An 18,186-nucleotide genomic window follows, 5' to 3' on the forward strand; every position below is an offset into this window, starting at 1 on the left:
AGTTAGTATGAAACGTGTTTTTTTACTGCTGCTGTGGCTGTCTCCAGTTTGTGGCTGGGCCTGCAGCAACTATATAAATGGCGGGGATGTCACCATTGCCAACCTGCCGCCAAGAATATTGCTGAGTGCGAATAACTATACGGCTGGGACCATTCTCTATGACTCCGGGAAAATCACCGGGCCGCAAACTTCGATGAATAATTGTAATGGTGGTATTTACGCACAGTTTAAATGGGCTTCCTCAATGGTGGGTTCTCACACCAGCGATCATATCTATACGACTTCAGTCCCGGGGATCGGTATCAGAATAAAAGTGTGGCTTAATGTCACAGGGCAAATGGAGGGTTACAATACCCAAATCAAACCTGACTATAGCGAACATTATATAGGAGATGCGAATTTTCTATTGGGGCAGGGGAGCTTGTTTTATTTTTATAACCACTCTCACTACAACCCTGTCTATCAATTGCAATTGATAGCCACTGGCGGCGCTATCGCCAGCGGTAGTGCTCTGACCTTGGGTAACCCAACCTCAACGGTGTCCATCAAAGATGGCGATGGCACGATGGCAGCTTCCAGTTTGCGCGTCACTGGTTCCACGCAAATCCAGCTGGTGCCGATGGGGTGCGATGTTGACGTGACAAGTCTGCTATTTCAGATGGGCAACGTCAGCGCCTCTGAATTTAATAAGGCGACAAAAGTCGGTTCTGCACAACAAAATCTGACGCTGACTTGCGAACCAGGAACGAACGTCACACTGAAGGTCTCGGCCTCTTCAGCTCAAGGAGATAATCCAGACAATAGCGTGATATCCCTGGGATGGGCTCCTGATGCGGCAACAGGTGTCGGCGTGCAATTGAATCTTAATGGGAAGGCATTACCCTTGAATACGGATCTCACATTGTTTTCATCCAGCAGAACGACAGTTTTGAATTCGGGTGCAGAGGCCAGTTACCGCGTATTCAGCAATCCGGACAACCCGGGAGGGGCTTCAGGTACAGAGAGACTTTCCTTTACGACTAACTATTATAAAACCGGTTCCGAGGTGAAGGCTGGGCAGGCGAACGCCAACGGAACCCTGAACTTTACCTACAATTAACCTAAATGCCGCGGGTTGCTTCCCCGGCCAGCAGGCCGGGGAAGCGAGCTTAATGCGCCTGACCTTTCTCGATGCCAATCCCTGTCTGCGAACGGATAAACTGGGCGCGGAACTGCTCGCGCTCGCGCATCCCTTCCGGTGAGTTATCGGTCGCGGAGAAGAGCCAGATGCCGATAAAGGCGATCGCGATGGAGAACAGCGCTGGGTATTCATACGGGAACAGCGCTTTCTCATGACCGAGGATCTGCACCCAAATGGTCGGGCCGAGGATCATCAGAATCACCGCCGTCAGCAGACCCAGCCAGCCGCCGATCATCGCCCCGCGGGTGGTCAGCTTCGACCAGTACATCGACAGCAGGATAATCGGGAAGTTACAGCTGGCGGCAATAGAGAACGCCAGGCCGACCATGAAAGCGATATTCTGATTTTCGAACAGGATGCCCAGCAGAATGGCCACCACGCCGAGGATCAGCACCGTAATTTTGGAGACCTTCAGCTCCTGACGCTCGGTCGCCCCTTTACGGAAGACGTTGGCGTACAGGTCGTGCGACACCGCCGAGGCGCCCGCCAGCGTCAAGCCAGCGACCACCGCCAGAATAGTGGCGAAGGCGACCGCGGAGATAAAGCCGAGGAACAGGTTGCCGCCCACCGCATCCGCCAGATGCACCGCCGCCATATTATTGCCGCCGATAAGCTGCCCGGCCGCGTCTTTGAACACTGGGTTCGCGCCGACCAGCATGATGGCGCCGAAGCCGATGATAAAGGTCAGAATATAGAAGTAGCCCATAAAACCGGTGGCGTAGAACACGCTTTTACGCGCTTCTTTGGCGTCGCTCACGGTAAAGAAACGCATCAGGATATGCGGCAGGCCGGCGGTACCAAACATCAGACCGAGGCCAAGGGAGAGCGCGGATATCGGATCTTTCACCAGCCCGCCTGGGCTCATAATCGCCGCGCCTTTCGGGTGGACGGCCATCGCTTCGGTAAACAGATTATTGAAGCTGAAGCCGACGTGCTTCATCACCATAAAGGCCATAAAGCTGGCGCCGAACAGCAGCAGAACCGCTTTGATAATCTGCACCCAGGTGGTCGCCAGCATGCCGCCGAACAGGACATAGAGCACCATCAGGACGCCCACCAGCACCACCGCAACGTGATAGTTAAGGCCGAACAGCAGCTGGATCAGCTTGCCGGCGCCAACCATTTGGGCGATCAGATAGAGGGCCACCACCACCAGCGAGCCGCAGGCGGAGAGGGTGCGGATCGGTCCCTGTTTGAGACGATAGGACGCCACGTCGGCAAAGGTGTAGCGGCCAAGGTTGCGCAGACGTTCGGCAATCAGAAACAGGATAATCGGCCAGCCGACAAGGAAGCCCAGCGAGTAGATCAGACCGTCGTAACCGGAGGTATACACCAGCGCGGAGATACCAAGGAACGACGCTGCCGACATAAAGTCGCCGGCAATCGCCAGCCCGTTCTGGAAACCGGTGATATTGCCGCCGGCGGTGTAGTAATCGCTGCGCGAACGCACCCGTTTTGACGCCCAGTAAGTGATGTACAGGGTCAGGGCGACGAAAATCAGGAACATGACAATCGCTTGCCAGTTGGTCGGCTGGCGCTGTACCGCGCCGGTAATGGCGTCTGCGGCCTGAACGCCGAGGGGCAGCAGCGTGGCGGCGAGCGCCGTCAGGACTCTCTTGATCATGCTTTTACCTCGTTGAGAACGCTCTTGGTCAAACGGTCAAATTCACCGTTGGCCCGCCAGACATAAATACCGGTGAGAACAAACGAAATGACGATCACCCCGATGCCCAGCGGGATCCCGCGGGTGACGCTGGTCCCGGCGTGCAGCGGCGTGCCGAGCCAGCCTGGCGCGAAGGCGATAAGCAGAATAAAGCCCACATAGATCACTAACATAATCACTGACAGAATGGCGGCAAACCGTTGCCGTGATGCTACCAGCTCCCTGAAATGCGCACTATTTTCTATCCGCTGACAAAGTTGTTCATTCATCTTAGCGTCTCCAGAGGTCTCCCTTTCGTCATCCACGCAGCGGACGCTGGCGACAGCAACCCCTCCGGCGTTAAAGGCCGGGATACGGTTCGCTGACGGCGTTCCTGCGAGTGAAATCCTGTGGGAGGGACTTATTTTTATCCTCTCCCCGGTGGGGGAGAGGGTGTAGGGAATCGGTCCTTACTTAAGAAGGCATGGTAATGGCCTGCTTCTCTTCGAGCAGTTTTTCCACTACGCCAGGATCGGCGAGAGTCGAGGTATCGCCGAGGTTGCTGGTGTCGCCCGCGGCGATCTTGCGCAGAATGCGGCGCATGATTTTGCCCGAGCGGGTTTTTGGCAACGAATCGGTCCAGTGCAGAACATCCGGCGTCGCCAGCGGGCCAATCTCTTTACGCACCCAGTTACGTACTTCCGCATACAGCTCCGGCGTCGGTTCTTCACCGTGATTGAGCGTCACGTAGGCGTAGATAGCCTGGCCCTTGATGTTGTGCGGAATACCGACCACTGCCGCTTCGGCGATTTTCGGGTGCGACACCAGCGCCGATTCGATCTCGGCAGTACCCAGACGGTGGCCGGAGACGTTCAGTACGTCATCCACGCGGCCGGTGATCCAGTAATAGCCATCTTCATCTCGGCGCGCGCCGTCGCCGCTAAAGTACATATTTCTGAAGGTGGAGAAGTAGGTTTGCTCAAAGCGCTCATGATCCCCGAACAGGGTACGCGCCTGGCCGGGCCAGGAGTCGGCGATGGCAAGATTGCCCTCGGTGGCGCCATCCAGCGGCAGCCCTTCGTTATCCACCAGCACCGGCTGAACGCCGAAGAACGGGCGGGTAGCGGAGCCAGCCTTCAGCTCAATCGCCCCCGGCAGCGGGGTGATCATAAAGCCGCCGGTTTCGGTCTGCCACCAGGTGTCCATCACCGGGCACTTCTCGTTACCGATCTTCTTCCAGTACCACTCCCAGGCTTCCGGGTTAATGGGTTCGCCGACCGAGCCGAGAATGCGCAGCGAGGAGCGGTCTGTGCCTTCGATAGCCTTGTCGCCTTCCGCCATCAGGGCACGGATCGCCGTCGGAGCGGTATACAGAATGCTGACCTTATGCTTATCGACGACCTGGCACATACGCGCCGGGGTTGGCCAGTTCGGCACCCCTTCGAACATCAGAGTGGTGGCGCCGCAGGCCAGCGGGCCGTACAGCAGATAGCTGTGGCCGGTGACCCAGCCGACATCGGCGGTGCACCAGTAAATATCGCCCGGGTGGTAATCGAAAACGTATTTAAAGGTGGTGGCCGCGTAGACCAGATAGCCGCCGGTGGTGTGCAACACCCCTTTCGGTTTACCGGTGGAGCCAGAGGTATAGAGGATGAACAGCGGATCTTCGGCGTTCATCTCGACGGGGCGGTGTTCGGCGCTGGCGTTCGCCATCAGATCGCTCCACCACAGATCGCGGCCTTCCTGCCAGTCGATTTTACCGCCGGTACGTTTCAGGACCACGACGTGTTCAATGCTGTTTACGTTCGGGTTTTTCAGCGCGTCATCGACGTTTTTCTTCAGCGGGATGGCGCGACCGGCGCGCAGCCCTTCATCCGCGGTGATCACCAGGCGCGAGCTGGAGTCGATAATGCGTCCGGCCACTGCCTCCGGCGAGAAGCCACCGAAAATCACCGAGTGGATGGCGCCGATGCGGGCGCAGGCCAGCATCGCCACCGCGGCTTCCGGCACCATCGGCATATAGATGGCGACCACGTCGCCTTTTTTAATCCCGAGGCCGAGCAGCACATTGGCGAAGCGGCACACGTCCGCATGCAGTTCACGGTAGGTGATGTGCTTGCTCTGGCTGGCGTCGTCGCCTTCCCAGATGATGGCGGTTTGATCGCCGCGCTCGGCGAGGTGGCGGTCGAGGCAGTTGGCGGCGAGGTTCAGGGTGCCGTCTTCATACCATTTGATGGAAATGTTACCTGGCGCGAAGGAGGTATTCTTCACGCGGGTGTAGGGGCGCATCCAGTCAAGGATTTTCCCCTGCTCGCCCCAGAATGTATCAGGGTCGGTTATGGATTGTTGATACTGCGCCTTGTACTGATCCGGGTTAATCAGGCAACGTTCCGCAATGTTAGCGGGAATAGGGTGTTTGTGTATTTGGCTCATGGCTTTTTTTCTCCTTTGAACTTGTTAAATATATGTCAAACAAACGTTAAGAGTAGGGGTTTTGACAGCTTTGTTTGTTAATTGGGGGGCAGATCACGCAATGATTCAACTGAGTGAAATTTCGTCAAATGAAACTTTGAAGTGAAATAATTACGCAAATGAATTTATAGAAATGGATGGTGTGAAATATTTTTTATTACAAATACTTATGCAAGGTAACTGGGGGAAATTCGCTGCTTTATGCAGAAAAGCAGAGGAAAGCCCTGTTCTTAAAGGCTTGCGCAGCATGCCGTGCAAATGATACTGATATTGCGCGTTAAATAACCCCACAAAGCAACGCAACACAATTCATACCCCCTGCAGTGGGTACCATGACGAAAAGGAATGGTGCCTTTCATTGAGGAAGTCAGTAGTGAAGAAAACAAAAAAAGTCAGTCTGGCCTGGCAAATTTTGCTAGCCCTGGTGCTGGGTATCCTTCTGGGCAGTTATCTGCATTACCACGCCGAAAGTCGCGATTGGTTGATTAGCAATTTGCTGACACCGGCGGGCGATATCTTTATCCATCTGATTAAAATGATCGTGGTCCCGATTGTTATTTCGACCCTGGTGGTCGGGATTGCCGGCGTGGGCGATGCCAAACAGTTAGGCCGGATCGGCGCCAAAACGATTATCTATTTCGAAGTGATCACCACGGTGGCGATCGTGCTGGGTATCACCCTGGCCAACGTCTTTCAGCCGGGAACGGGCATTGATATGTCGCAGCTGGCGGCGGTTGATATTTCGAAATACCAGAATACCACCGCTGAGGTGCAGAGCCATGCGCATGGCCTGATGGGCACCATCCTGTCGCTGGTGCCAACCAACATCGTGGCGTCGATGGCGAAAGGCGATATGCTGCCGATTATTTTCTTCTCGGTGCTGTTTGGTCTGGGGCTCTCCTCGCTGCCGGCGACGCACCGTGAACCGCTGGTGACGGTCTTCCGCTCCATCTCCGAAACCATGTTCAAAGTCACCCATATGGTGATGCGCTATGCGCCGATCGGGGTGTTCGCCCTGATTTCAGTGACCGTCGCCACCTTCGGGTTCGCCTCGCTGTGGCCGTTGGCCAAGCTGGTGCTGCTGGTTTACTTCGCGATCCTGTTTTTCGCGCTGGTGGTGCTGGGGATTGTCGCCCGCCTGTGCGGCCTGAGCATCTGGATCCTGATCCGCATCCTAAAAGATGAGCTGATTCTGGCTTACTCCACCGCCAGCTCCGAGAGTGTGCTGCCGCGAATTATCGAGAAAATGGAAGCCTATGGCGCGCCGGCGTCGATCACCAGCTTCGTGGTGCCGACCGGCTACTCCTTTAACCTCGATGGCTCAACGCTGTATCAGAGCATTGCGGCGATCTTTATCGCCCAGCTCTACGGCATCGACCTCTCCATCTGGCAGGAGATCACCCTGGTGCTGACCCTGATGGTGACCTCGAAGGGGATCGCTGGCGTGCCGGGCGTCTCCTTTGTCGTGCTGCTGGCCACCCTGGGCAGCGTCGGGATCCCGCTGGAAGGTCTCGCCTTTATCGCCGGCGTTGACCGTATCCTCGACATGGCGCGTACCGCGCTGAACGTGGTGGGCAATGCGCTGGCGGTGCTGGTTATCGCCAAGTGGGAGCATAAGTTCGACCGTAAAAAAGCGCTGGCGTATGAACGCGAAGTGCTGGGCAAGTTTGATAAAACCGCCCAATAAAACACAAAGCCCGGCGCGAGTGCCGGGCTTTTTCTTATCCTTTACTGATCCTGTCAAACTCTTCGCAGCCGGTATCAAATCCCTCAAGACAGCTAACGTTCAGCCAGTGCAGCGCCTTCTGCTTATTCGGTTCGATAAAGCCTTTCTCCCCCTGCTGGAACATCATCCCGGCCCAGTATTCGGCATAGCCGGTCCGCGAGAGCGCTGAGCTGCCTTTGAAGTATTCGCTCGCTTTCACATCATCTTCCGGGCCGTGCACACCGCTGGCGTAGATCAGCCCGAGCAGCATCTGGGCGTCTACCGCCGCATCGCTTTCGCTGTCCTGGGCGGCATCCTGCAGGAGCGTGATGGCGTGCGCCACGTCGGTGGGACCGGCCTGACGGTTCACCAGCACCCGCGCGAGGACGATTTCCCCGGATTTACTGCCGGCCTTAACGGCTTTTTCCGCCAGCTGGCGGGCCTGCGGATAGTCCGCCTGCTGCGGATTGCGAATTTTGAGCTGCGCCAGCAGGGCCAGCGCGTCACCATCGCCTTGCGCCGCTGCTTTCTGGGCCCAGAATTCGGCTTTCTGATAATCGCCGGAGCTGACCCAGGTATCCGCAAGGTAATATTGCGCGCGACGATCGCCGGCTTCCGCCTGCTGTTGATACTGACTGCCGGGTTCGGTGGCCACCGCTGCGCCGCTGGTGAAAACCAGTAAAAATAAAAAGAGGTATTTCATTTGTATTTATTATCAGCAAGGAACATAGCGCGCAGTATAAAGGGAGGCGAAAAAGAAGAAAATGGCGGGAATTAGCGGGGTGAATACCCGGATAGCGGCGCGTAGCGCCTTATCCGGGCTACGGTTCGGTATTCGGTTGGTAGCCCCGGTAAGCGTAAGCGCCACCGGGGAGGGTTCCCGGATATCGGGGATGGCCGTCGAACCTTAACCCATCGCGCTTTCGCGCAGGCGGGATTTCAGCTTGTTGTACTCGTCGATCACGTACTGTTCCGCCGCGCGCTGATCGGCAATCCGCTCAACGTTGACCGCGCAGTACTTGTACTCCGGCGTTTTGGTTATTGGGCTCAGGTTCTCCGACACCAGCTCGTTACAGGCGCCAATCCACCACTGGTAGGTCATATACACCGCGCCTTTATTCGGCCGGTCGCTGACCTGCGCGCGGGTGATGATCCGACCCTTGCGCGAATTCACCCACACCAGCGCTTCATCCTCAATGCCTAACCGTTCGGCGTCGGCGGTGTTGATTTGCGCATAGCCAGGCTCATCCGCCAGCGCCGCCAGCGCCGCGCAGTTACCGGTCATTGAACGGCACGAGTAGTGGCCGACTTCGCGCACCGTCGACAGCACCATCGGGTACTCGTCGGTGAGCTTATCGATCGGCGCGACCCAGTCGCAGGTGAAGAACTGCGCCAGCCCGTTCGGGGTATCGAACTTCTCTTTAAACAGATACGACGTCCCCTGATCGGCGTCGGACTCATCGCGGCACGGCCACATCACATAGCCGAGCTCACCCATTTTCTCGTAGGTGGCGCCGTAGAAGTCCGGGCACAAATGCCGCAACTCGTCCCAGATCTCCTGGGTGTTGTTGTAGTGCATCGGATAACCCATCCGGGTAGCGATTTCGCTGATGATCTGCCAGTCGGTTTTCAGATCCCACTTCGGCTCCACGGCTTTAAAGAAGCGCTGGAAGCCGCGGTCCGCTGCGGTGTACACGCCTTCGTGCTCGCCCCACGACGTGGACGGCAGGATGACGTCGGCCGCGGAGGCGGTTTTGGTCATGAAAATGTCCTGGACGATCACCAGTTCCAGATCGTCGAACGCTTTGCGCACCGCTGACAGTTCAGCATCGGTCTGCAGCGGATCTTCACCCATAATGTACGCCGCCCGCACTTCACCGTGCGCCGCGCGGTGCGGCAGCTCGCTGATGCGATAGCCGGTATGCGCCGGCAGGCTGTCGACGCCCCAGGCTTTGGCGAACTTCTCGCGGTTTTCCGGGAACTTAACGTACTGGTAGCCTGGATAGGTATCCGGCAGCGCACCCATATCGCAGGCGCCCTGGACGTTGTTCTGGCCACGCACCGGGTTGACGCCGACGCTCGGTTTGCCGAGGTTGCCGGTGAGGATCGCCAGGCTGGTCAGGGAACGTACGGTCTCCACGCCCTGGTAGAACTGGGTCACGCCCATGCCCCACAGAATGGCGGCGGATTTGGCGCTGGCGTACATCCGGGCGCAGGCGCGGATCTCCTGGGAGCTGACCCCGGTGATCTCCTCCACCGACTCCGGCGTATAGCCTTCAACGATTTTGCGATACTCCTCGAAGCCTTCGGAACGGCTGGCGACGAAGGATTTATCGTACAGATCCTCTTCAATAATCACGTGGCCAATGGCGTTGAGCAGCGCGATGTTCGAGCCGTTCTTCAGCGCAATGTGCATATCGGCGATGCGCGCGGTTTCAATTTTGCGCGGGTCGCAGACGATAATTTTCGCCCCGTTGCGTTTAGCGTTAATGACGTGATTCGCCACGATAGGGTGGGAATCCGCCGGGTTGTAACCGAAGATAAACACCAGATCGGTGTTATCAATCTCCGTGATGGCATTACTCATGGCGCCGTTACCGACCGACTGGTGCAGACCTGCAACCGAAGGGCCGTGTCAGACGCGAGCGCAGCAGTCGACGTTATTGGTACCAATAACGGCGCGCGCGAATTTTTGCATCACATAGTTGGTTTCATTACCGGTGCCGCGGGAGGAGCCGGTGGTTTGGATCGCATCCGGGCCATATTTGGCTTTAATGGCGCTGAGGCGAGTGGCGACGTAATCCAGCGCCTCATCCCAGGAGACAGCTTCCAGCTTGCCGCCGCGTTGACGACGGATCATGGGGGTTTTCAGGCGCGGCGTCAGGATCTGGGTATCGTTAATAAAGTCCCAGCCATAATAGCCTTTCAGGCACAGGGTTCCCTGGTTGGTTTTCCCCTGCGCCGCTTCAGCCCGAACGATTTTGCCGTTATCGACCACCAGATTGATTTTGCAACCTGATGCGCAATACGGGCAAACCGTGACGACTTTTTTCATCGGTCTTGCTCCAGTTATTCAATGGGCGCGTTTGCGCTATCGCGCCGTCACTATGCATCTTCTATGCCATATTTTCATTGTGGGTATTCCTTGATGATACCCGGCTTTTTTGGGCGAAATGCTGACGAAAAACAGCCTGTCGACAGATTTGACGTGTCGATACCCTGGAGATGTGACGGCGCTTGAAAAAATGTCACCGGGAGAGGAATTTGTCGGCGCAGCCTTGCAGAATCGATCAGACTGACACTAACTCCCCGCGGGCAGAGGCAAAGATGAAACCGGTCATTTTAGTGGTCGATGACGACATAGCGATGGGCGAGCTGCTCAGAGATGTGCTCGGCGCGCACGCGTTTGAGGTGCTGGTCTGCCAGACCGGCGGCGACGCGCTGGCGACGGTGGCGCAGCGGGCGGACATCGCGCTGGTTTTGCTGGATATGATCCTGCCGGATACCAATGGCCTGCAGGTGCTTCAGCAGCTGCAGCGCACCCGGCCGGAGCTGCCGGTGGTGATGCTCTCCGGCCTGGGCAGTGAGTCCGATGTGGTGGTGGGCCTGGAGATGGGCGCCGATGATTACATCGCCAAACCGTTCAGTTCGCGGGTGGTGGTCGCCCGGGTGAAGGCGGTGCTGCGGCGCAGCGGGGCGCTGGCCAGCGAGGCGCCGGGCGTCGCCGCCGGCCTGACGTTCAACGGCTGGCGGCTGGATACCACCCGCTGTGAGCTGTATAACCCGCAGCAGCAGGCGATCCCGCTGACCCAGGGAGAATACGGTTTGCTGCTGGCGCTGGCGCAGAACGCCCGCCGGGTACTGAACCGCGAACAGTTGCTGGCGCTGACCCATACCGAAAGCACCGAGGTGTTCGACCGCACCATCGATGTGCTGATCATGCGCCTGCGGCGCAAAATCGAGCTGAACCCGCATCAGCCGACGCTGATTAAAACGCTGCGCGGCCTGGGCTATGTCTTTTCCGCCGACGTGACCCACAGCGAGAAGGCGGCATAGGGCGGGAAGCTGTCTAACCGGCCTGGCCATTGCTGGGGGAGTCAACCCTTCTAATTATTTTGCAACTGAATAAACGTCTGTAGCTCAGTGAGCGTTTTGGCGCCGTCGATCGCATTGGCAGCCTGCAGGCTGGCGCGGGCGCAGGCGTGGGCCAGCTGCAGACTGTCGGTTAACGGCCAGCGTTCGTGGCTGCCGTACAGCAGGCCGGCGCAGAAGGCATCCCCGGCGCCGACGCTGCCGACAATCTCCTCCGGCGGCAGCCGCCATGACGGCACCCAGCGCCCGGCTTCGGTACGTGAGACGCCCCATGCCCCCTCCGGGCAGTGGATCACCACCCGTTGGCGCACGCCGGCGTCAAGCAATGCGCTGGCGGCGCTGGCGATATTGGCGACGTGCGGCTCGCCGTTGGGTAGCCGAATCTCCAGCCCGCTAAACTCGCTGGCTTCCAGTTCATTGATGGTCAGGTAGTCAAGATGCGCCAGCGCCGGCAGGACCAGCGGGCGGTAGCGCGGGTCGCCCTTGCGCGACACCAGATCGAGGGAAACCTCATAGCCTCGCTCGCGCATCTGCGCCAGCAGTCGCGCGCTGCGGGTGCCGTACACTTCGTCGGGGCGATCGAGACTCTCAAGCAGCAGCAGATAGCCGAGATGGAAAATTTTCAGCGGCGCATCCAGCGGCTCAAAGGCCGGAAGGTCAAGCAGGCGGTTGGCGCCGGGAGAGTGAAAGAAGGTGCGCTGACCGTCAGCGTCGGTCATCACCTGAGTCATCGAGGTGGGGGCAGAGCTGGTGCGCTGCACGAGCTGGCGATTGATATGGTACTGATCGAGCATGGCGGTAATGTAGTCGCCATCGTTATCCTCGCCAATCAGGCCGACCGCTTGCAGCGGCAGGCCGGCGTGCATTTTGGCCAGGGTCAGCAGGACGTTCAGCGGCGCGCCGCCGGTGGCGCGTTCGCTATGCATAATCTCCACCAGCCAGCCGCGCTCCGGCCACTGTCTGATCTGGTGGACATGATCGACCAGCATGTTGCCTGCGGCAATAATGCCTTTACGTTCCATGATCGCTACTCCGCGCCGTCATACTTGTTAAGCGTAGCGCACAATCGGCGGAACGATCGTGCGCCCGGTTGCGCTTATTTCACGGTCCAGCCTTTGTAAGAGCTGACGTTGTTTTTGTCGATCATGGTCACCGGGATCAGCACCGGCGCGGTTGGGGCCGGTTTGCCCTGCAGGATGTTGTAGCCAATTTCCACCGCCTTCGCCGCCATCACCTGCGGATCCTGCGCCGGCGTTGCGACAAACAAGGAGTTCTTACGCTTCAGCGCCTCTTCGCCGTCCGGGCTGCCGTCGACGCCGACGATGAAGAACTCGCTGCGCTGCGCCTGTTTCGCTGCCAGATCGGCGCCAATCGCTGTCGGATCGTTGATCGCGAACACGCCGTCAATCTTCGGATTGGCCGCCAGCAGGGAGGTCATCACCTCCAGTCCGCCTTCCCGGCTGCCTTTGGCGTTCTGGTTGGAGGACAGAATTTTTATATCCGGGTGTTTTTTGAACTCCGTTTCGCAGCCTTCGACGCGGTTTTGTACGGCGGAGACCGGCGGCCCGTTGATGATCACCACGTTGCCTTTGTTGTTCAGACGATCGCTAATGTATTTACAGGCCAGCTCGCCCGCCTGGGTGTTATCGGAGGTGATGGTGGCGTCGGCCCCTTCGGCGGCAACGTCAACCGCCACCACCACGATCCCGGCCTCTTTGGCCCGTTTCACCGCCGGGCCAATGCCTTTCGAATCGGCGGCGTTGAGGATAATCATATCGACTTTGGCGGCGATAAAGTTATCGATCTGCGCCACCTGCTGGCCCAGATCGTAGCCGCTGGAGACCAGCGTCACTTTGACGTTATCCCCCGCCAGCTTGCGGGCCTCCAGCTCCGCGCCCTTGGTGATCTGCACAAAGAACGGGTTGGCAAGGTCGCCCACCGTCACGCCAATCGCTTTCAGCTCTTTGGCCGACGCAAAAGGGGAGGCGGCCAGCAGCGCGCCAGCACACAGCGCGGTGACTATCGGTTTTAAACGCATTCGCTTTTCCTCGCAGGTAAGATGGTGTTGTTATGCACTTTGATGATGTCGGGTACGGTATTTGTCGATCAGCACCGCAATGATGATCACCGCCCCTTTGATCACCAGTTGCCAGAAGTAGGAGACCCCCATCAGGGTCATACCGTTATTGAGGGTGGCGATAATCAGCGCCCCCACCAGCGTACCGGTGATGGTGCCGATCCCGCCGACGAAGCTGGTGCCGCCAAGAATGACCGCGGCGATGGCGTCCAGCTCGTAGCCGACCCCGAGGTTACCGTTGGCGCTGTACAGCCGGGAGGCGCTCATCACTCCGCCAAGGCCGGAGAGCAGGCCGCTCATGCCATAGACAAACAACAGCACCAGCCAGACTTTAATGCCGGTCAGCCGCGCCGCCTGCATGTTGCCGCCCACCGCGTAGATATGCACCCCAAGGGTGGTTCGGCGCAGGATAAACCAGCACACCGCGATAACCGCCAGGGCGATGACCACCAGCCACGGCACCGGGCCGAGGTAGTCATTGCCGATCCACTCGAAGCTGATATCGGAGTTGATCACCGTGGTGCCGTCGGCCAGCAGATAGGCGGCGCCGCGCAGCGCCGTATAGGTGCCGAGAGTGACAATAAACGGCGGTAGCCCGGCGAAGGCCACCAGCGCGCCGTTGAACAGGCCGAGCAGCAGGCCGAGCATCAGCGCCGCCGGAATCGACAGCAACGCCAGCTCCGGGATCAGCGAGACCACCATTGCCGCCACCGCGGTGGTGCCGAGAATGGAGCCGACGGAAAGGTCAATGCCGCCGGTGAGGATGATGAAGGTCATTCCCGCCGCCAGCACAATGTTGATCGAGGCCTGGCGGGTGATATTCAGCAGATTGCTTTCCGTGAAGAAGTTGGGGGCGATAAAGCCGAAGACGGCGACGATCAGGATGAGGATCGGCAGAATGCCGACGGTCTGCATCAGGTCGCCCATCAGCATTTTTTTCGCCGAAGCGGATTTCGCGACCGGCGCGGAGGTCTCTTTCGGTATGCTCATAGTTGCCCTGCCTTAAGGTGAGAATCGTTCACGCCGGTGGCCAGCGTCATGATCTGTTCCTGGCTGATATCGCCGGACTGCAGCTCGCCGGCGATAGTCCCTTCGCGCATCACATAGACCCGGTCGCTCATGCCCACCACTTCGGGCAGTTCGCTGGAGATCATCAGAATGGCGACGCCCTGGCGCGCCATGTCGTTCATGATGCGGTAAATCTCGCTTTTCGCGCCGACGTCGACGCCGCGGGTGGGTTCATCAAGGATCAGAATGCGCGGGCCAATCGCCACCCAGCGTGAAATCAATAATTTCTGCTGGTTGCCGCCGGACAGCCCGCCGGCGCGCACCTGGGCGTGCGGTACGCGGATGTTCAGCAGCTGGATGGCATCATCGGAGATGGTTTGCGCCTTCCGGCGGTTGAGCATTCCCCAGGTCGCGTCGCGCTCCAGCGTCGCCATGGTGATGTTTTCCTGGGCCGCCAGTTCGAGAAACAGGCCCTGCTCTTTGCGGTTTTCGGTCAGAAAGCCGATGCCATGGTCGATGGCTTCGCGCGGCGAGTGGATCACCACCGGCTCGCCGTCGATCTCGATCACCCCGCCGGTGGCTTTGCGCACGCCAAAGATCAGCTGCGCCAGTTCGGAGCGTCCGGCGCCGACCAGCCCGGCGAGGCCGACGATTTCGCCGGCATGCACCACCAGGCTGCTGGGCTTAACCTTACCGCCATCGGTCAGATCCTCGACCCGCAGGCGCGGCTGGCCGCGGGGAATATCGCGCTCTTTATTGAACAGATCGCTGAGCGGACGGCCGACCATCATGCGCACCAGCTCCGGTGCGTTGAGCTTGTCGCGCACCAGGCTGCCGACATACTGCCCGTCGCGCAGGACGCTGACCCGGTCGGAGAGCTCATACACTTCCGCCATGCGGTGGCTGATATAGATAATCGCCATCCCCTCATCGCGCAGGCGCAGGATGAGGTCGAACAGGCGCTGGGTTTCCCGCGAGGAGAGGGCGGCGGTGGGTTCATCCATCACCAGAATGCGGCTTTGACGGTGCAGGGCGCGGGCGATCTCCACTTGCTGCTGCTCGGCGATGGTCAGGGTCATCACCCGGTCGCTGGCCCTGAACTGGGCGCCGAGACGGTCGATCACCGCCTGCGCCTGGCTGAGCATGGCTTTGCGCTGCACCAGGCCACCACGTGCCAGCTCGCTGCCGAGGAAAATGTTTTCCGCGACGGTCAGGTTCGGCGCCAGCTGCATCTCCTGGTAGATCAACGTGATCCCGGCGGCCAGCGCGTCCTTGGGGCCGCGGATCGTTTGCGGTTTCCCGTCGATCAGGATCTCGCCGCTGGTGGCGGTATAGGCGCCGGCGAGGATCTTCATCAGCGTGCTTTTTCCGGCGCCGTTTTCCCCCATCAGGGCATGGATCTCGCCGGGCCAGACCGTCAGGTCGACGCCCTTTAGCGCGTAGAATTTGCCAAAAGCTTTGGCGATATGGCGCATTTCCAGTACCGGGGTGGCGGTCATCACGGCGCTCCTGTCTGCGAGAACAATAGCAGCAGTCCACCACCGGAAAATAAATGCAGGATGTCAGAATCCATTCATATTTGTCATAGTGATAAATAGTTAACCGCGATCACAGTTACGCGGCGTCATTTTCTGCACCGTCACGCCTATATGCCGACCGTTCCTTCACCGGAGTTGCTATGACCGCTCGCCGACACCCGTTTTTCACCAGCGCCCGTGGCCGCCTGCTCTCCTTTAATCTGCTGATGGTGGTCGTCACCCTGCTGGTGAGCGGCGTGGCGGTGTTCGGCTTTCACCACGCCAGCCAGCTGCAGGAGCAGGTGCAGCGCCAGACCCTCAACGATATGCGCGGCAGTATGGATCTGGCGCGGGACACGGCGAATGTCGCCACGGCCGCGGTGCGCCTGTCGCAGGTGGTGGGCGCGCTGGAGTACAAAAGCGAAGCGGAACGGCTGCTGGCGACGCAGCAGGCGCTGAAGCACTCGCTGGCTCAGCTGGCAGCGGCTCCGCTGGCGCAGCAGGAGGAGGCGCTGGTGGCCAGTATTATTCGCCGCAGCAACGCGCTGCAGCGGAGCGTGGCGGAGATGCTGGAGCGCGGCCAGCGTCGTCATCTGCAGCGCAATGCGCTGCTGAGTTCGCTTTACCAGAATCAGAGCAACCTGCGCCATCTCGCCGATCTTAACGATCGCGGCGGGGACCGGGCGATCGATCCTCGTCGGCTAGCCGAGATGGACCGGCTGATCGCCGCCGCGATCCATACCGTCACGCCGCGGTCGATCGTTCTGCAGCTCGACCAGCTGCGCGGCGACCTGCCGGCTCAAAGCGCCGATCCCGCGCTGGCGTTTGTTCTCCCCGACGTCACCCGGGAGCTGGCGAAGCTGGCCCCGCTGTCGGCCCAGCTGGAGGAGAGCGACCTGACGATCAGCTGGTACATGTACCACATCAAAGCGCTGGTCGCGCTGCTTAACGACGACATCAATCAGTACGTGACCCGGGTGGCGGAAGCCTCCGAACAGCGGGCGGCGCAGAGCCATCGGGAGCTGCGCTCCATCAGCATGTTTATTCTGCTTTCCGCGCTGCTGGCGCTGGCGATCACCGGCTGCGCCGGGTGGTACATCTACCGTAACCTGGGCTCTAACCTGACCGCTATCTCGCGGGCGATGTCGCGGCTGGCTCAGGGAGAGCCGAACGTCTCGGTGCCGGCCCTGCAGCGGCGCGACGAGCTGGGCGAACTGGCGCGCGCCTTTAACGTTTTCGCGCGCAATACGGCGTCGCTGGAGCACACCACCCGGCTGCTGAAAGAGAAGACCACCCAGATGGAGATCGATAGGATTAAGCGTCAGGAGCTGGAGGAGGCGCTGTTGCACAGCCAGAAGATGAAGGCCGTCGGCCAACTGACCGGAGGCCTGGCGCATGATTTTAACAACCTGCTCGCGGTGATCATCGGCAGCCTTGAGCTGGTGGAGCCGAATGCGCAGGATGCGCCACGCCTCACCAGGGCGCTGAAGGCGGCGGAACGCGGGGCGCTTCTGACCCAGCGGCTGCTGGCCTTTTCGCGTAAGCAGGCGCTGCATCCCCAGGCGGTGGCGATGGCGCCGTTGCTGGAGAACCTCAGCGAGCTAATGCGTCACTCCCTGCCGGCGACCTTGAGCCTGGAGATTGAGGCGCAGTCGCCGGCGTGGCCGGCATGGATAGACGTCGGCCAGCTGGAAAACGCCCTGATTAACCTGGTGATGAACGCCCGCGACGCCATGGCCGGGCGCGCGGGCGTCATTAAAATTCGTACCTGGAATCAGCGGGTCACCCGCAGCAGCGGCCAGCGGCAGGATATGGTGGCTCTGGAGGTGATCGATCACGGCTGCGGCATGTCGCAGGCGGTGAAAGCCCGGGTGTTTGAACCCTTCTTTACCACTAAAGCCACCGGCAGCGGCAGCGGCCTGGGGCTGTCGATGGTGTATGGCTTTGTGCGCCAGTCGGGCGGCCGGGTGGCGCTGGAGAGCGCGCCGGGGCAGGGGACGACGGTGCGGCTGCAGCTGCCGCGGGCGATGACCGAGGTAGAGAAGGCGGCGGTGCCGGTGGAAGACGAACCAATCCCGGCGGGAGAACGGCTGGCGCTGGTGCTGGAAGATGAAGAGGATGTTCGCCAGACGCTGTGCGAACAGCTGCATCAGCTGGGCTGGCTGACGCTGGAAACCGCCAGCGGGGAAGAGGCGCTGCAGCTGCTGGAGGCCTCGCCGGATATTGCCCTGTTGATTAGCGATCTGATGCTGCCCGGCGGGCTGAGCGGCGCCGATGTGATCCATACCGCGCGCCGCCGCTTTCCGGCGCTGCCGGTGCTGCTGATCAGCGGTCAGGATTTGCGCCCGGCGCAGAACCCGGCCCTGCCGGAGGTGGAGTGGCTGCGTAAGCCCTTCACCCGCGCTCAGCTGGCGCAGGCGCTGAGTGCAGCGTACGCGAGGATTTGAGATTCCTCCGCTACCCGGGCGGCATGCCGATGATTAAGGTAGCGGC

The 18,186-nt window shown here is 59.7% G+C and carries 13 protein-coding genes and 1 pseudogene; 5 read left to right on the plus strand and 9 right to left on the minus strand.

Annotated elements, in window-relative coordinates; genetic code table 11:
- Window positions 1–7: 7 nt before the first annotated feature.
- The gene (locus GQR96_RS01595; protein ID WP_017900098.1) at window positions 8–1,099 is read left to right on the plus strand and encodes a type 1 fimbrial protein; all 1,092 of its coding nucleotides are present in this window, start codon (window positions 8–10) and stop codon (window positions 1,097–1,099) included.
- 49 nt (window positions 1,100–1,148) lie between these two features.
- Here the strand turns inward: GQR96_RS01595 and actP are convergent, their stop codons facing one another.
- The 3 genes from actP to acs all read right to left on the minus strand — a co-directional run bounded on the left by actP (window position 1,149) and on the right by acs (window position 5,255).
- Complete coding sequence (gene actP, locus GQR96_RS01600) at window positions 1,149–2,801, minus strand: cation/acetate symporter ActP (RefSeq protein WP_025999225.1); 1,653 nt, start codon at window positions 2,799–2,801, stop codon at window positions 1,149–1,151.
- On the minus strand, window positions 2,801–3,112 hold the full coding sequence (locus GQR96_RS01605) for a DUF485 domain-containing protein (RefSeq protein WP_004206350.1): 312 nt from the start codon (window positions 3,110–3,112) through the stop codon (window positions 2,801–2,803). The genes actP and GQR96_RS01605 overlap by 1 nt, the downstream gene beginning before the upstream one ends.
- A gap of 184 nt (window positions 3,113–3,296) precedes the next feature.
- Complete coding sequence (gene acs / locus GQR96_RS01610) at window positions 3,297–5,255, minus strand: acetate--CoA ligase (RefSeq protein WP_017900097.1); 1,959 nt, start codon at window positions 5,253–5,255, stop codon at window positions 3,297–3,299.
- Between the two features lie 100 nt (window positions 5,256–5,355).
- On the opposite strand from acs, the pseudogene GQR96_RS01615 reads away from it, so the two are divergent.
- Both GQR96_RS01615 and gltP read left to right on the plus strand, forming a co-directional pair.
- Window positions 5,356–5,556, plus strand: a pseudogene (locus tag GQR96_RS01615) (hypothetical protein).
- A gap of 111 nt (window positions 5,557–5,667) precedes the next feature.
- Window positions 5,668–6,981 (plus strand): glutamate/aspartate:proton symporter GltP, encoded by a 1,314-nt coding sequence (gltP, locus tag GQR96_RS01620; protein WP_004206354.1) that lies wholly within the window; start codon window positions 5,668–5,670, stop codon window positions 6,979–6,981.
- Window positions 6,982–7,015: 34 nt separating this feature from the next.
- Here gltP and GQR96_RS01625 read toward each other — a convergent pair whose 3' ends face one another.
- Both GQR96_RS01625 and fdhF read right to left on the minus strand, forming a co-directional pair.
- Window positions 7,016–7,702 (minus strand): tetratricopeptide repeat protein, encoded by a 687-nt coding sequence (locus GQR96_RS01625; protein ID WP_004206356.1) that lies wholly within the window; start codon window positions 7,700–7,702, stop codon window positions 7,016–7,018.
- Window positions 7,703–7,906: 204 nt separating this feature from the next.
- Complete coding sequence (gene fdhF / locus GQR96_RS01630; protein WP_077625542.1) at window positions 7,907–10,054, minus strand: formate dehydrogenase subunit alpha; 2,148 nt, start codon at window positions 10,052–10,054, stop codon at window positions 7,907–7,909.
- 272 nt (window positions 10,055–10,326) lie between these two features.
- Between fdhF and GQR96_RS01635 the strand changes: the two genes are divergently transcribed.
- Window positions 10,327–11,055, plus strand: coding sequence for a response regulator (locus GQR96_RS01635; RefSeq protein ID WP_004206359.1), 729 nt, complete (start codon window positions 10,327–10,329; stop codon window positions 11,053–11,055).
- A gap of 50 nt (window positions 11,056–11,105) precedes the next feature.
- Here the strand turns inward: GQR96_RS01635 and GQR96_RS01640 are convergent, their stop codons facing one another.
- The 4 genes from GQR96_RS01640 to GQR96_RS01655 all read right to left on the minus strand — a co-directional run bounded on the left by GQR96_RS01640 (window position 11,106) and on the right by GQR96_RS01655 (window position 15,675).
- Window positions 11,106–12,113: a carbohydrate kinase family protein gene (locus GQR96_RS01640; protein ID WP_017900095.1), complete on the minus strand. Its 1,008-nt coding sequence runs from the start codon at window positions 12,111–12,113 to the stop codon at window positions 11,106–11,108.
- 74 nt (window positions 12,114–12,187) lie between these two features.
- Window positions 12,188–13,129, minus strand: a complete 942-nt coding sequence (locus GQR96_RS01645) for an ABC transporter substrate-binding protein (RefSeq protein ID WP_004206362.1) — start codon at window positions 13,127–13,129, stop codon at window positions 12,188–12,190.
- A 30-nt stretch (window positions 13,130–13,159) separates the two neighbouring features.
- On the minus strand, window positions 13,160–14,158 hold the full coding sequence (locus GQR96_RS01650) for an ABC transporter permease subunit (protein ID WP_004206363.1): 999 nt from the start codon (window positions 14,156–14,158) through the stop codon (window positions 13,160–13,162).
- Complete coding sequence (locus tag GQR96_RS01655; protein ID WP_032456860.1) at window positions 14,155–15,675, minus strand: sugar ABC transporter ATP-binding protein; 1,521 nt, start codon at window positions 15,673–15,675, stop codon at window positions 14,155–14,157. The genes GQR96_RS01650 and GQR96_RS01655 overlap by 4 nt, the downstream gene beginning before the upstream one ends.
- 179 nt (window positions 15,676–15,854) lie before the next feature.
- On the opposite strand from GQR96_RS01655, the gene GQR96_RS01660 reads away from it, so the two are divergent.
- Entirely contained in the window at window positions 15,855–18,140 is a 2,286-nt protein-coding gene (locus tag GQR96_RS01660) for an ATP-binding protein (protein WP_032456861.1), read from the plus strand.
- The last annotated feature ends 46 nt before the right edge of the window (window positions 18,141–18,186 follow it).

It is taken from the genome of Klebsiella sp. PCX (assembly GCF_021869705.1).
In the GTDB taxonomy this organism is placed as follows: domain Bacteria; phylum Pseudomonadota; class Gammaproteobacteria; order Enterobacterales; family Enterobacteriaceae; genus Klebsiella; species Klebsiella quasipneumoniae.